This is a genomic window from Nitrospira lenta (genome assembly GCF_900403705.1).
Taxonomy (GTDB): Bacteria; Nitrospirota; Nitrospiria; order Nitrospirales; family Nitrospiraceae; genus Nitrospira_D; species Nitrospira_D lenta.
Genome location: NZ_OUNR01000017.1, coordinates 154,660 through 169,562 on the forward strand (window position 1 = coordinate 154,660; position 14,903 = coordinate 169,562).

Annotated in this window: 14 protein-coding genes; 7 read left to right on the top strand and 7 right to left on the bottom strand. The window is 58.0% G+C overall.

What is annotated here, in order from left to right; genetic code table 11:
- Positions 1-11: 11 nt before the first annotated feature.
- Positions 12-2,063, bottom strand: coding sequence for a thioredoxin domain-containing protein (locus tag NITLEN_RS12460; RefSeq protein ID WP_121989943.1), 2,052 nt, complete (start codon positions 2,061-2,063; stop codon positions 12-14).
- A 118-nt stretch (positions 2,064-2,181) separates the two neighbouring features.
- Here NITLEN_RS12460 and NITLEN_RS12465 point away from each other — a divergent pair, with 118 nt between their 5' ends.
- Positions 2,182-3,717, top strand: coding sequence for a M20/M25/M40 family metallo-hydrolase (locus tag NITLEN_RS12465; RefSeq protein ID WP_121989944.1), 1,536 nt, complete (start codon positions 2,182-2,184; stop codon positions 3,715-3,717).
- A gap of 17 nt (positions 3,718-3,734) precedes the next feature.
- Here the strand turns inward: NITLEN_RS12465 and NITLEN_RS12470 are convergent, their stop codons facing one another.
- Positions 3,735-4,178: a hypothetical protein gene (locus tag NITLEN_RS12470; RefSeq protein ID WP_146216178.1), complete on the bottom strand. Its 444-nt coding sequence runs from the start codon at positions 4,176-4,178 to the stop codon at positions 3,735-3,737.
- A 61-nt stretch (positions 4,179-4,239) separates the two neighbouring features.
- On the opposite strand from NITLEN_RS12470, the gene NITLEN_RS12475 reads away from it, so the two are divergent.
- Genes NITLEN_RS12475 through NITLEN_RS12485 form a run of 3 tightly spaced genes read left to right on the top strand, consistent with a single transcriptional unit; the run spans position 4,240 to position 6,918 of the window.
- On the top strand, positions 4,240-5,802 hold the full coding sequence (locus NITLEN_RS12475) for a TolC family protein (protein WP_121989946.1): 1,563 nt from the start codon (positions 4,240-4,242) through the stop codon (positions 5,800-5,802).
- Between the two features lie 6 nt (positions 5,803-5,808).
- The gene (locus NITLEN_RS12480) at positions 5,809-6,522 is read left to right on the top strand and encodes a CPBP family intramembrane glutamic endopeptidase (RefSeq protein WP_121989947.1); all 714 of its coding nucleotides are present in this window, start codon (positions 5,809-5,811) and stop codon (positions 6,520-6,522) included.
- A 57-nt stretch (positions 6,523-6,579) separates the two neighbouring features.
- Positions 6,580-6,918, top strand: coding sequence for a DUF3147 domain-containing protein (locus NITLEN_RS12485; RefSeq protein ID WP_121989948.1), 339 nt, complete (start codon positions 6,580-6,582; stop codon positions 6,916-6,918).
- Between the two features lie 12 nt (positions 6,919-6,930).
- Here the strand turns inward: NITLEN_RS12485 and NITLEN_RS12490 are convergent, their stop codons facing one another.
- The 4 genes from NITLEN_RS12490 to NITLEN_RS12505 form a co-directional block, all read right to left on the bottom strand.
- Positions 6,931-7,686, bottom strand: a complete 756-nt coding sequence (locus tag NITLEN_RS12490) for an arylamine N-acetyltransferase family protein (RefSeq protein WP_181416843.1) — start codon at positions 7,684-7,686, stop codon at positions 6,931-6,933.
- 149 nt (positions 7,687-7,835) lie between these two features.
- Positions 7,836-8,480: a DUF4272 domain-containing protein gene (locus tag NITLEN_RS12495; protein WP_121989950.1), complete on the bottom strand. Its 645-nt coding sequence runs from the start codon at positions 8,478-8,480 to the stop codon at positions 7,836-7,838.
- A 44-nt stretch (positions 8,481-8,524) separates the two neighbouring features.
- Complete coding sequence (locus NITLEN_RS12500; RefSeq protein WP_121989951.1) at positions 8,525-9,100, bottom strand: hypothetical protein; 576 nt, start codon at positions 9,098-9,100, stop codon at positions 8,525-8,527.
- Between the two features lie 10 nt (positions 9,101-9,110).
- Positions 9,111-9,431, bottom strand: a complete 321-nt coding sequence (locus NITLEN_RS12505) for a heavy metal-binding domain-containing protein (protein WP_121989952.1) — start codon at positions 9,429-9,431, stop codon at positions 9,111-9,113.
- Between the two features lie 112 nt (positions 9,432-9,543).
- Here NITLEN_RS12505 and uvrA point away from each other — a divergent pair, with 112 nt between their 5' ends.
- From uvrA to NITLEN_RS12520, 3 genes are all read left to right on the top strand, one after another.
- The gene (gene uvrA / locus NITLEN_RS12510) at positions 9,544-12,348 is read left to right on the top strand and encodes an excinuclease ABC subunit UvrA (protein WP_121989953.1); all 2,805 of its coding nucleotides are present in this window, start codon (positions 9,544-9,546) and stop codon (positions 12,346-12,348) included.
- Between the two features lie 60 nt (positions 12,349-12,408).
- Positions 12,409-12,630: a Na+/H+ antiporter NhaA gene (locus NITLEN_RS18895; protein WP_121990175.1), complete on the top strand. Its 222-nt coding sequence runs from the start codon at positions 12,409-12,411 to the stop codon at positions 12,628-12,630.
- Between the two features lie 253 nt (positions 12,631-12,883).
- Complete coding sequence (locus NITLEN_RS12520; RefSeq protein WP_121989954.1) at positions 12,884-13,624, top strand: PP2C family protein-serine/threonine phosphatase; 741 nt, start codon at positions 12,884-12,886, stop codon at positions 13,622-13,624.
- Positions 13,625-13,642: 18 nt separating this feature from the next.
- On the opposite strand, the gene NITLEN_RS12525 is transcribed toward NITLEN_RS12520, so the two are convergent.
- Positions 13,643-14,896, bottom strand: a complete 1,254-nt coding sequence (locus NITLEN_RS12525) for a CsgG/HfaB family protein (protein WP_121989955.1) — start codon at positions 14,894-14,896, stop codon at positions 13,643-13,645.
- Positions 14,897-14,903: the final 7 nt, after the last annotated feature.

Consider the following 14,903-nt stretch of genomic DNA (forward strand, 5'->3'; position numbering starts at 1 on the left):
GGGACTCCTTTCTATAAAAGCGATTCCAATTGAGCGCTCTCCGTCACCGGCGCCGAACAGGTGTACTGCTGGCAAACATAGGCCGTCGGCTGTCCATTCACGCTCACTTTCCCCGCAGCCAGCGGCAGCTCGCCCTCTTTTCCTCGGCGTGCCTCATCAATGACCAGGAGGATCTTGTTCGGCACATACTGCTGATGCAACGTGGCCAGAAGCGACTCTGTCAGTGGATTGCCCCGTGCCCCCACAATCACCACTTCTTTCGGTTTGGACAAGAAGAAGTCCAACCCGCAGAGAAGTCCGGATGCCCCATAGGCATTCTGATCCATTAACTGGGAAAATACCCGCAGCGTCTGCTCTGCGCGATCATAATACGTCCGTTCCCCCGTCAAAGAAAAGAGGCGAACCAGCACCTGCACCGCCACCGCATTGCCGGACGGCATCGCGCTATCCGTGCCGGACTTCATTCGATGGATGAGTGTCTCATGATCCTTGGCCGTGAAAAAGAATCCGCCGAGTCCTTCATCCCAGAAGTGCGTCAGCATACCATTCGCCACGACCTGAGCCTGCTCCAAATACCAGCTATGGGAAGTCGTCTCGAAGGCATCGAGTAAGGCCGCCGCCAGATAAGCATAGTCATCAAGATAGCCGGCGATCCGCCCGCTTCCTCCGGCGACCGTGCGAGACACACGACCATCGGCAATCGCGTAGTCGATCAAAAACGTCAAGGCCTGCTCCGCCGATGACAAGTACCACGGAGTCCCGAAGGTCTGGTAGGCATCAAGAAAAGCCGAGACGGCGAGGGCATTCCAGCTCGTGAGAACATTTTCGTCCCGTTGGGGTTTCACGCGCTGCTCGCGGGCTGCCAACAATTTCTTCCTGGCCGGACGCAGGGTCGCCTCAAGCTGCTCCTGAGCCTCCACAGACGATCCAGAATCCCCCAGCCGATTCAGCACTGTCTTCCCGTCGAAATTGCCGCCATCGGTCACGCCATAGGCGCGGCAGAACATCGCACCCAACTCCTGTCCGAGCACGGCCATAATTTCCGCCTGATCCCAGACAAAAAACCGGCCTTCCTCACCTTCACTATCGGCGTCCTGCGCAGCAAAAAAGGCTCCATCAGCATGCGTCAGTTCCCGACGAGTCCATTCGAGCGTCTCTTCAACTACCTGGCGGAACCGCGCCTCTTTGGTCAGTCGCCAGCCGTCTAGATAGATGCGCACCAATTGCACATTGTCATAGAGCATCTTTTCGAAATGCGGAATGAGCCATTGTCCATCGACCGAATACCGGTGAAACCCGCCGCCGAGATGATCATAGATCCCGCCGGCCGCCATCTTTCGCAACTGCAGCAAGACCTTCTCTTGCGCCGTCGCGTCTTTCGCTCGATAGGTATGGCGCAACAACAGACTGAGCGGCGGCACTGTAGGAAACTTAGGGCCCTCCCCGAATCCGCCGTTGACCGGATCAAAGAACAGTTCCAAATCCTTCACACCGTCAACCAGCAGCGCATCCGTGAGCGGCTCAGAGGAGGGCTGATGCGTACTCACCCTGGCCAATCCCGCCTTCACCCGCTCGACGTTTTTCACCACGTCGTCACGATGATTCCGGTAGGCATCCAGAACGCCTTGCAACACCTGCGGAAATCCCGGCAGATTGTGTCGCGACACGGGCGGGAAATAGGTCCCGCCGTAAAACGGTTCCTGATCCGGCGTGAGGAACATGGTTAGCGGCCAGCCGCCTCCCCGCCCCAAAAACACCTGCGCGGCCTTCTGATAAATATCATCGAGATCGGGACGCTCCTCTCGATCTACCTTCACGCTGACAAAATGTTCATTGAGCACGGCCGCAATCTCACGATTCTCGAAAGACTCGTGAGACATGACATGGCACCAGTGGCAAGCCGAGTAGCCGATCGACAGGAGAATCGGCTTATCTTCAGCCTTGGCCTTGGCCAAAGCCTCCGGGCCCCAGGCATACCAGTCGACAGGATTCAGCGCATGCTGCCTGAGATAGGGGCTGGATTCCGTGATGAGACGGTTGGGAAACGAATCGGCCTGTGTCATGGTGTTTCGTATCAAAACTCTCCGTGACGAATAGTACCTGGCTCACCCTCGCGGTGCAACCCGCTTAGCCCCCTGTGCTATCATCTTCGTCGGAATCACGACAGGACGGGGGACCGCAATGACACGCCACCTGACCATAGCATTTCTGGCAACCCGCCGCATGGCCCTGGGTCTGATCATCCTGTGCCTGATCAGCGCCGAACCTGTATCGGCGCAATCATCCGACGCGGGACTTCAGACCTCCCTGAGCACCCTCTCAACCGAACGGATGCTGGCCGACATTCGCACGCTCAGCGCCCCCTCGTTCAATGGACGCCTGGCCGGCAGTGACGACGATGTGCAATCAGCGAAATGGGTTGCGCAAGAACTTACCGCAGCCAGACTACGACTTCCCCCTATCATGAACGGCGCACTCAACGTTCCCTTTCTCAGCGGAAGGAATGGCACACCGCTCGGCGTGATGGCGTCGATCATCCCAACGTCAACGATTCAACCGGATCCAGAGCTTCGAATCGGCAACACCGACCACATGACGACCGTCATCCTCGGCCCCGACTACTTACCGGTGTTCGACTCCCCCACTGCACAGGCACAAGGGCGCGTCATCTTTGTCGGTTACGGCATCGTCGATCCCGCTCGCGGCATCGATGACTATGCCGGCGTGGATGTCGCCAATCGCATCGTTCTCTTCCTGCGGGGTAAGCCTGAGCATTACCAGCAGCCGGTCAGCCACGCAGACAAAGTTCGATTCGCACGAGACCGCGGAGCGCTCGCCTACTTGACCGCCACAGGGCCGATTCTCAACCCCTATGAAGCCCGGCGCGGCATCACGGGAAAGCCCAGCGCATTCTACGGACAGCTCCCTCCCGATCAAGCCATACCCGGCGCATGGATTAGCACGGCGCTCGCGGAACAGATCCTTGCCGCGCCGAGCGACGCAGATCGCCTTCGTCATCTTCAGGAACAGCTCAATAAGGATGGTTTGTCCCGCGCAACGCAAACGGATCACTACGCCGCGCTCCGCTGGAACACCATGACTCAGGAAGGTCTGCTTACAAACGTGATCGGTATGCTCCCCGGCACCGGCCCGGACGCCATCATCATCGGGGCCCATCGCGATCACTTCGGCCGACCGGCGGGACTGCTCTTCCCCGGCGCCGACGACAATGCCTCCGGCACCGCCGTGATGTTGGAAGTGGCGCGCGCATTGGCAAAATCAGACCTGCGCCCGCAGCGCACGATCCTCTTTGTATCGTTTAGCGGCGAAGAAAATAACCTGCTCGGCTCGCGCCTCTACATCGCCCGCCCCCTCGTGCCCCTCGCGTCAACCAAAGCCATGATCAACATCGACCATGCCGGAATCGGCAATGGACGCTTGACGGTCGGGGTGACAGGGCTGGAGAAAACTGTCGCGCAGCAAGCGGGAGAACCGGCGGGTCTCGCATCCAAGCTCGATGTGTTTGGATTCTTCCCCGGCGGCGACCATGTCCCGTTTAAAGAAGCCGGCGTGCCGACCGTCACCGTCGTCAGCGGCGGGATTCATCCCCACTATCATCAGCCGACCGATACCACCGACACCCTCAGCCCTGACATGCTCATGACAACCGCGCGCTACGTCCTGTCATTGGCGTGGCAACTGGCGAATGAACCGTAAGTACAACCGATAGACTGTTAGGGGATTTCGTCGAGCAGCGTTGAAGAGATCGAAGGGAGCGGACTGGTTTGTCTGGGAGGGCCGGGTAAGACCAGCGGTGATCCGCCCTGGTTGGCGCCCTGGATCAATCCGATTGAAAGTTGCGGGCCAAAGGTCATCGCCGCGCCGCTCCAGGCCTGCCCCGTTGTCGGGTTCCGAAAACTATACGTCTCCATATTCCCACCGGGCTGATACAAATATCCCTGCGTTCCCTGCCCATCAAGGTACAGACTGCCCGGCCCAGCCAAATTGAACAGCGGCCCTACGCCGCCATCGAACGACCGGACCCCGGACACCGTCTGCGCCGAAACCGGCGCGCACGCGACAAACAGCGCGCCGACCATCAGACCCGTCCTGACGAGCGCACTCGTGATCGAACGCCGCTTCATACGTCTACCCGATGGTTGGATGTGGTGAGCCATGACAATCTCCAGACGATCAGTATAATATGAGCCTATTCGGCCTGTCGATCAAGGAGGATTCATGAGGTTCCACGCTCATCTCGCGTCCGGATGGAGAAGCGGTCTCGTCGTCACACTCGTGTTTCTGACAACCAGCCCCTGCTGGAGTCAAGGTCCCGTCAAGACAGGCACGCCAGCGGAACGGCGCGACGCCATTTCCCTGCCCGACGCCGCCGTGCGGGCACTGCAAAGCAATCTGGATATTTCCATCAGCCGCCAGACAAAAGAGAGCCGGTTATTCGATATCACCATTGAGCAAGCCAAATTCGATCCGACCTTCAGCGTGAACGGCCAATACAACCGCCAAGTCTCCCCGCTCAATCGGCCGGTCTTCGGCGGCACCGGCGGCTCCCTGTCGGACATTCAAACATTCGATCAGCGCAACAGTTCCGTTACCGTCGATGCGACGCAAAATCTCATCACGGGCGGTAACGTCGATGTGAACTACAGCCCCGCCCGCACCAACGTGAACCAGAACGTGGCGACCGGATTCCTGTTCAATCCTGCCTATACCGGCGGCCTGGCGCTTACCTTGACCCAACCCCTGCTGCGCAACGCCGGCATCGACATTACCAAGACGTTCATCAAGGTTGCGCAGAATAATGCCGACGTCGAACAGCACGTGTTCCGCGATCGCGTCTTGACCGTCCTCGCCACCGTCGAACAAACGTATTGGGAATTGGTGTTTGCGAACGAGAACCTGAAGGTCGCACAGGCGGCCCTGAAGGCGGCGGAAGAGCTGCTGGCAACGAACCGGGCCAAGACGAAAGCCGGTGTCATGTCGATCGTCGATGTCCTGCAGGCCGAAGCCGCCGTCGCGTCACGAGTGGAACAAGTCCTGGTGGCGGAAAAATCCATTCGCGACCAGGAGGATCAGTTACGCCGGCTGCTCAATCCCGGCGAAGAGGAACTGCGACAGGATGTGCGCCTGACGCCGACCGATGCGCCGGTTGTGGTGCTCGAGCCCATCAGCTTGCAGGAAGCCATCGATACCGCCATCGAACAGCGCCCGGAAATCGTCCAGGCCAAGAAGAACCTCGAATCGGGCGAGCTCAACAAGCAGTTTGCCCGCAACCAATTGCTCCCCACCCTCTCGCTTCAAGGCACGCTCGGGATGGCGGGACTGGGGAAAGACTACGGTGATTCGGTCAGCAAAAATCTAAGCGGCGACTTTTATAATTATGGGGCAGGGCTTGTCTTGAGCTATCCGCTCGGAAACCGCTCAGCAGTCAGCACCTACAACAAGCGTCAACTCGAACTCAAGAACGCCGAAGCCTCCCTGGTGAGCGTGCGGCAGCAAATCATTGTGGGCGTGCGCGAAGCCGTCCGCCGTGTGCAGACCGACTTCAAGCGGATCGAGACCACCCGCTCCGCCCGCATCATGGCCGAGAAGCAATTGCAGGCCGAGCAAGAGAGGCTGAAAGTCGGCTTGAGCACCACGCGCTTCGTGCTCGACTTCCAGCGCGACCTCGCGACCGCCCAGGGCAACGAGCTCCGGTCGGTCGTCGATTACAATAAGTCGCTCTCGAACCTGGCACGACATAAGGCCACCACGTTGGATCGGTACAATCTACAATTGCAATAGTCCTCGATGCCGACGCCTGAACCGAGCGGACAAACGACTACGGTTCAGGCACATGAACGAGGAGCGGCGCTGGCGCTGCTCCCGATAGCCGCCACTCTTGTTTTCTACAGTCTCCCTACGTCGCTGCAAGAACTGACACTCCTTCAGTTTGCTCCTCAGATCCTGGCCTATCTCGCACTCGCGTTATGGGCAACCTACAACCGCCCGGCGCTCCCGCTTCTCGGTCTGTACCCGCGTGGATTGCCAGCCGGCCTCTGGTGGGGGGTCGCGATCGGTCTCGGGCTCGGGGGCCTCAACACCATCATGATTCTCACGGCAATCCCCGCCATGGGTTTCGACATCACGTTTCTCAAAGACACCCCCCATGCCCGCATCCCTCTCGCCCTCATGCTGCCTTGGGTGATCGTCGGCATCGCGCTCTTCGTCGAAATTAACTTTCGAGGATTTCTCCTCGGGCGACTCGCCGTGCTCGAAGCGCCGCTATGGCAATCCCCCCTCATCCGGCGCCTCTCTCCTCTGGCCCTCATCACCAGCGCCGTCGCATTTTCCTTCGACCCCTTTATGGTGACGACCTTCCAACACCTGCACTGGATCGCGGTCTGGGATGGTCTCGTATGGGGGGCCCTGCGGCTCAAGACCAACAACCTCTATATCCCCATCGTCGCGCATGCCGTCGAAGTCATGGTGATGTATAGTGCGGTGCGAATGGCACTTGGGTAGAATCGCTGCGCACGATTCAGCGTAGGCAAAAACCGGCAATCGAAGGAGGCCTGATCCGTGAACGACTGGGGCAGATATGTACTCTACTTTCTCTTAGGCGGGACCATCGTCAGCCTGTCGACGTACCTTGGCGCGCAGGGCCGATCGTTCCTCGCGGCCTTCGCCAGCACCTTCCCCGCCATCACCGGCGCCACATTTATCCTGATCTATCTGAACGGCGGCAACGACGCGATCGTCAGCTACGCAAAGAATCTGTTGTGGTTCGTGCCGCCCTGGACGGTCTATGTCGTATCCATGATTGCCGGCGTTCCGCGCTTCGGCTTTTGGCCGGCAATGGTCGGCTCACTCGCGCTCTATATCAGTTGCGTCGGATTGGTGCGGCTGATCATCCGATAGGATCCGGCAGGGTTACGGCAGGACGATGCCAAAATGCTCGCGAAGCGCGCGGGCGTAGGCGGCCTCACTCTCGATCACTGATTTCTCGTTCTTTCCGTATCGCCGGATATTCAAACTCTGATCGACCAACGTCGTACGTCCCTCTCTCGTCGGAATCGTACAGACCCGCCGTTGCATGAACAGGGAGTCCGGGGAATGGGAGTGGAAATAGTTGGCATACCGATAGTCGACGGGACAATACGGTTCGAGCGTGAACGCATAGAGACTCTCCCATTCTGCATGCACCAAGCACTGCAAGAGAAACTCTCCTGACTCAAGCGACGTGAGCCGGAACTGCTCGTCGAGCTGCCTGGCGATAGGCCCGGCCAAGAGCGGAATCGGCTCAAGCAATCCATTCCCGCCGAAGCCGACATCGACCAGCCAGGACTCTTCGCCGACTCTCACCAACAGCACCTGATGGCTTCTCGGATAGGGCGGTTTCGCCCCATACCACACCCGCGCGATCAGCCGCGTCACCTCAAACCCCATGGCCTCCAGGAGCAGACTGAAGAGCCCATTCAGTTCGAAACAGTACCCGCCACGACGCGCAGTCACGATCTTGGCAAACAAGTCAGCCGGCTCCAGCGACACCGGAACGCCTCGATAGCCGTCCAGGTTTTCAAACGGCACCGTGAACACATGGGCGAGATGAAGCGCGCGCAATCCCTCAGGCGTCGCCCCATGCCTGCCGTGATAGTTGATCCGATCCAGATATAAAGAAAGATTCACGTCCAACACTTTAGATTCAGATCCGCATCAAGAACTTAGACAGTTCTACAAGTAGCACAACAGACAAAAGACACACCAACCTAATCAATCAACAGGGGAAGTAATCATAGGAAGCTCATTTTCTTACGGTATGAGACAGCTCTTGCAACCTATGTGTCTGTGCCAACCATGTCCCAATCATCTTCACTTTCGTAACATGTCATCCAGTTAACCGCATGATGCCACTCTTGAATCACCTCTCTCTCCAAGGGAAACTCTTTCTTCTCCGAATACTCCGATTGGCGGACAGCCCAGTGCAAGCGATACAGAAGGTCAGCCCAAGATATGATTTCTTCCTTTTCTCGGATTTGAATCGCTTCCCGTAATCTACTGGGCTCTTCCATTTCCTGAGGAAATAGATCCATGATTTGCTCAACACTTGATTGTTCCGTTGGAATCTTGATGCCCTTAATGAGTCCACCGCACCAGGATAGAAAATAAAGACTTTCAAGTCTCCAGGAAAACTGGATACGCTCCTTCTCGCGTAAAGAATTGGTAAGCAAAAATGAACTTTCGCGCTTCGAAAGCCAAGACTGATAATTGCGGCTGTTGATATAGGCCCCAAAATGTCGCTTATCTTTCAAGATAGCGGCCCCAACAACTGCCCAAAGGGCTATAAGTCTCTTTAACAACTCGTCTCTCGAACGTAAATGCACATCTTTGCTCGACTCAACCAACGGAAGGTTCTTATTAACAGGAATGCGATTCTCAAGAAGAAGCGCTTCTGACGCAGCCTTATGTTCTGTAGGAGTCATGCCAACACCCTCCGCTTAACACTGAAACCGAATCTCGCTGCTTGCTACACCACACCGCTGAAATGCAGCCGGTTCATTTCGTTGAGCGTTGAGATCATCTGATTGAGGGCGTGAGTGACTCGACGGCTGGCTTCCTGAGAGGGACTGTTGGTGCCGGCCCAAATGTCGGGGGGATTGGCGATCTCTTTTACATTTTGACAAAAGCGCGAGATCGTCAGTTTCCAATGGAAGGCATTGGGACTGGCCGCAAGAAACTCGGCCCGATCGCTTGAAAACGGCTGCTCGAATTGCCCGGCACGGAGCTGCCACATCTGCTCCATGGCCTGCTGCCGGTCCGAACCGAGTTCCAAGCCATTCATCTTCTCATTCAATGCAGCGAAAAACCCGCCGACCACATGCGCCACATGTGACTCCGGAAAGACACCGGCACAGGCTTGCATGAGAAGAAACTTGTGAAAGAGAAAGACCTCGGCGCTGATCCGGGCATCGCTGGCTGAGGGATCGTAGGCCAGAGCCAATTCACGCAGGGCATCTGATGAGGCTCCTTCTAGACTGGAGCCAAGGATCCGGGCGATCTGACGGCCCAACTCAAGGTATTCTACGTTCGACAGTAGTGCCATGAGACGCCGGCTATTCGACGACCACCGCCGTGCCACTGGCACTTACCATCAACATGCTGCTGCTGGCGCCGATCGTTTCGTAGTCGATATCGATCCCGACAATGGCATTGGCCCCGAGATTCCTGGCCTGTTCGCGCATTTCACCGATAGCAATATCCTTGGCCTTCCGCAACTCAGCCTCGTACGAAGCCGACCGGCCGCCAACAATATCCCGAATCGATGCAAAGAAATCGCGAAAAATATTCGCGCCCAGAATGGCATCCCCGCTGACAAGCCCCAGATATTTGACCGCTCGCTTGCCCTCAATGCTCGGTGTCGTCGTCAGAGTCATGCGTCCCTCCCGGTGGATGCCCCCATCCTCTCACTATTGAACGCCGCCGCCAAGCCTTTCCCCGTTCCCCGTTGAAGCAGAAAGGGCCGGCTGCTAGGATCTTCCCTTTACCATGACCAGAGCGCACGCCGTGGACATCACCCCTCTGCCCAAGCCTTCGTCATCCGACCTCATTGTCGAAGGCGCGCGGCAGAATAATCTCAAGAACATCTCACTCCGTATTCCCCACAATCAGGTCACGGCGATCACTGGCCTGTCCGGCTCAGGCAAATCGTCCCTGGCCTTCGACACACTCTTCGCCGAAGGCCAATGGCGCTATGTGGAATCCCTCTCGACGTACGCCCGCATGTTCATCGACAAAGTAGCGCGTCCCGACGTAGACCGCATCCTCAACGTGCGGCCGGCAATCGCCATCGAACAGAAGAACCAGGTGCGTACCGCCCGTTCGACCGTCGGCACCACCACGGAAATCTCAGACCTGCTCCGCCTGCTCTTTGCCAAGATCGGCAAGCCGGTCTGTCCTGACTGCCATCAGGAAGCCCGTTCATTCCAGCCTGACACGGTGGCTACCGAGCTGCTCACACGCTTTCCTGACGCGCGCGCCATGATTCTCTTCTCTGTCGCCACGCCTACCGCCGCGCTGGAGTCAGCATTCCGCCAATCGCTCCTGACTCGCGGATTTACCCGCCTCAAGGCCGGCAACGAGATCCTGGATCTGCTTGAGACCGCTCATCCGCCGCTTCACACAGAGCCGACACTGCATGTTGTACTCGACCGGCTCGTAATCCGCGCGGATAATCGAACCCGCCTCGTCGAAGCGATCGAGACCGCGTTCCGCGAGGGCGAAGGCCGCTGCACGGTCGAGGTGATCGGCCACGGCAATCACTCCTTCAGCACCCATTTCCTCTGCCAGCAGTGCGGTCGCACCTTTGAACCACTCAGGCCGATCCTCTTCTCCTTCAACCATCCGATCGGCGCCTGCCCCGAATGCAAAGGGTTCGGCAATGTCCTGCGTTACGATCCGGAACTCGTCATTCCCGACCACGGCAAATCGCTCGCTGACGGTGCGATCGAGCCCTGGAGCAAGCCCGGAACGGATTGGTGGGAGAAGCAGCTGCTGCTGGCCATGAAACGGAAGGGCATCGACGTGACGGCCCCGTTTCGCAGCCTCCCGAAAGCAACTCAGGCGCTACTGTGGAACGGCGATGAGTCCTTCGACGGCATCAACGACTTCTTCGAATACATGGAAGGGAAACGCTACAAGCTGCATGTGCGCGTGCTCCTGAGCCGCTATCGTACGCCAGTGGAATGCCCGGCCTGTCACGGCAGCCGGTTGAAGCCGGATGCCCGCTTCGTGAAGATTGCCGGCACCGATATTCACGAGATCACCGACCACACGATTGCAGGCCTGCTGGATTGGCTGGAAGCCTTGACCCTGCGGCCGTTCGAGCAAAACATTGCCGCCGACATTCTCCGCCAGTTGAAGGCCAAGCTGGGGTTCCTGCTGCGGGTCGGCCTGGGCTATCTCACGCTGGCCCGGCAAACGAAAACGCTCTCCGGCGGAGAAGCCCAGCGGGTGTCATTAGCCAATCAGCTCGGTGCCAGACTAGTCGGCACACTCTACGTCCTCGACGAACCGACCATCGGGCTCCATGCTCGCGACACCGATCTGCTCGCCGGAATTCTCAAAGACCTCGCCGCCGTCGGCAACACCGTCGTTGTCGTAGAGCACGATCGCCACATGATCGAGTCGGCCGACTATCTCGTTGAACTCGGACCGCAGTCCGGCGAACGGGGCGGCGAGATCATCTGCGCCGCCCCGGCCAAGGAATTTATTCAGGACAAGCGCGCCCTCACGGCCCGTTACCTCCGAGGAGAAGAACAGATTCCCCTCCCGAAATCCCGCCGGTCCGGCAACGGGAAGGTGCTCGTGATCGCGGGAGCCAACGAACATAATCTAAAAGATCTCGCCGTCCGGCTGCCGCTCGGCATGTTCATCTGTGTGACCGGTGTGTCAGGATCCGGCAAGAGCACACTCGTCGAAGACACGTTGTACCGCGCCTTGGCGCGCGCCTTTCGGGTCGATGCGCTCCCGATGGGACGCTTCAAAGCCATCAAAGGCATTGAGCACCTCAAGGGCGTGCGCCTCATCGATCAACAACCCATCGGCCGCACCCCCCGCTCCAATCCCATCACCTATCTAAAAGCCTTCGACGAGATCCGCCAACTCTTCGCCTCCGAGCGCGACGCGCTCCGCCAGGGGCTGACACCGGGGCACTTCTCCTTCAACACCACCGGTGGCCGGTGCGAGCGCTGTGAAGGCGCCGGCGTGGAAAAGCTGGAGATGTACTTCTTCGAAGACCTCTATGTGCCCTGTGAAAGTTGCGACGGGAAGCGGTTTAAGCCGGAAGTCCTGGCCATCCACTATCGCGGGAAGACGATTGCAGAAGTCCTGGCGATGACGGTGGATGACGCGGTGCAATTCTTCACCGGCGCGCCGAAACTGCAAGAGCGGCTGCATCTGCTCTCTTCCATCGGCCTCGGCTACCTGCGCCTCGGGCAATCCGCCACCACCCTCTCCGGCGGCGAAGCCCAGCGGCTCAAAATCGCCGCAGAGCTGAAAGACGGATCGGCAAAAGACCTCCTCTACATCATGGACGAGCCAACGACCGGCCTGCACTTTGAAGATGTGAAAAAACTCCTCGCCGTCCTGCACAAGCTGGTGAACGCAGGCAACACCCTGGTCGTCGTGGAGCATAATCTGGACGTGATCAAATCAGCCGACTGGGTGATCGACTTAGGCCCCGAAGGCGGCGCGGCAGGCGGACAAATTATCGCGGAAGGGAGACCGGAACAGGTGGCGAAAGTATCGACGTCATACACGGGAAGATTTCTAGCAACCGCCTTGACGCAATGATAGGAGCACGGCGCTGGGCATGATCTTGCCGCCTTTCTCCGCCGCCGTCTCTATCAAACTCTGCCTGTTGTCGGTCGATCTGCCCGGTGCCACGTTCTCGGCGCAAGCATTTTTGGCGAGGTTGGATTCACGATATCCATTTTCATTTCTAATCTTGCCTACACTGGAAATGTCCATCCTCGTCGCGTCACTGGCGACAAGCTCCCTCGGCTACTACGACTCACCTTCTTTGGCTCACCACCCTGCCACGGACACTCCAGCAGGCATGGCGCTATCGAGTGAGACCTAATAGGTTTTCTCTTCACAGTTTGTCCCCTAGCCCCTTGTAGGACAGAGCGCCCTGAGCAGGCTTCAGCTCCCTACTCCTCAGGGATATCGCTTATATCGCTCAGTGCATCTCACTCAGTGAGAAATAACCACCATAGATTGACCTAAATTTATCCCTCGCAGGCCAGATAGCGACTCAATATTGGGCATAACCTGCCGATACTGATGGCCAAGAAGCGGCAGACGCCATCAGACAAAGGAGGCGAACATGGATAAAGTCATGGCCTGTGGAGAAATTTGGTGCGGCATCAAGGACAAAGATATGACCGTCACGACCAGTGGGCTTGAAGTCAGTCTATTCTCCGCAGCCTGCGAGGGCGGCAAAGGCGGGGACATTTATTACTTCAGCGTATGTGAAAGCGACCTGCTCTCTCGCATCGCAATTGCCGATGTGTTAGGCCACGGCGCCGCGGTGGCCGACACGAGTCAGTGGATGTGCAATTCCCTTCGAAGCAAAATGAATAACGTACAGGGGAATGAAGTCCTGGCAGAACTGAATGTCGCCGCAGTGGATTGTGGCTACAAGGCCATTACCACCGCCGCCGTGGTGGCGTGGTACCGCGAACAAAAGAAATTCTTTTATACCTATGCAGGCCACCCGCCGGCCTTGCTGCGGAGGACAACCGACAGTGCATGGCATGAAATGACGTTTCCCCCTTCAGACCATGTCACGAATACGCTCCTCGGCATCAACCGAGATTTCCCCTATGACCAGGAAACGCTCACACTGGCATCAGGAGACACGATATTTATGTATACCGACGGCATTATCGAAACTCCCGACGCCACAGGCCAGATTTTTGGGATCGAACGGCTGCAGGCGTTGCTCAATACCTGTGACAGCAATCCTCAGACCATTAGAAATACCGTCCTGTCGGCGTTACAGGCATACGCGGTAGAACCGCTCATTCATGACGATCTGACATTTATGGCGATTCGCATCAAATAGCCTCGTATAAACGGCATCTCACAACCCCGGCCTTGATTCGGCCACGATGCCGAGTTCCAGGGTAGAACCTCCGCGACGGATATCGAGTTTCAGCGACTGCCCCGCCTCAATCTGGCACACTCGCTTGGCTTCGCGTTCTGAGGTGACCCCAGCGAGTGAAGATCCGTTACAGCCGACGACTTCATCTCCGACGAGCAGCCCGGCTTTCTCTGCCGGAAGGCCACTGCGGAGTTCCCGCACGGCATAGTAGCGAGCGCCGCCCGTTTCCAGCAGTTCCCAATTTACGCCAATGTGTCCCGACCCGAGCAGGCCGGTCTGCGAGCCAAACCGCGCCAGGATGCGATGAACAATGATGCGGGCGGAGCTCTCCGGATCGTCGGTGGTCTGATCGGTCAGATGGCCTTCGCCGTTGAAGAGAAGCTGGCCGGTTTCCACATCGATCATCCGCAGCGAGAGCGCTACGCTGTTCGTCCGTGCTTCAGAGTGCTGCTCCCATTGCTGCACGCCGCCGACGATGATGGCATGGGCGCCGACCAGCTTGCCGACTTTCAACACATTGGCATCATCGGCATGGGTCAGCTGAATCACCTGCTCTTTGAGCACCTCATCGAGCTTGGCACGCTCGACCATGTTCACCTCGAGATCCAACAACAAGGTGGTCACAATCCCCGCCACGCGCGAGCCGGAGCCCGGCGCATTCGGCCCGTCTTCAAACAACATCACCGCCATGGTGCGGTACCGATCGATGGAGTCACGATTGATCGGCCCCAACCCCGTTACGACCGGCTCAGGCCGGCCTGTCCGGCCGTCCATCCGGCCATGCGGCACGCCGGCCACCTCGCACGACTTTCGCCGCTGCAAGATCGCAACCGGGGGACCCCAGGTACAGAGTTCTTCATTCACCAACACGACATGCTGAGGATATTCACGTTGCCGTTCCATGGCGATGTTGGTGAAGGGATAGAAAACACACCCGCCGATCCAGACCGAGATCGGACAAAGGCCGAGCTCATAGAGCCATTGATTGCGGGTGGTCAGGGAATATTCCCACACCAGAAGCCGGCCATCATCCCGCAAAACGCGGTCGGGACGGCCGATCTCGTCAAGCACCTGCGCCTTGGTCATCGGCACGGCCAGCCGATCCAGCTTCGACTCTGATTTATAAATGGTGTATCCGACTCCGCAGTGAGAAGAAAGAAACGCGGCGACGAAGAGACTGATCAGTCGTATGCACCGACCGACTGCACCAGGAGAACGGGGAAGGCATCCCATGCAGGCA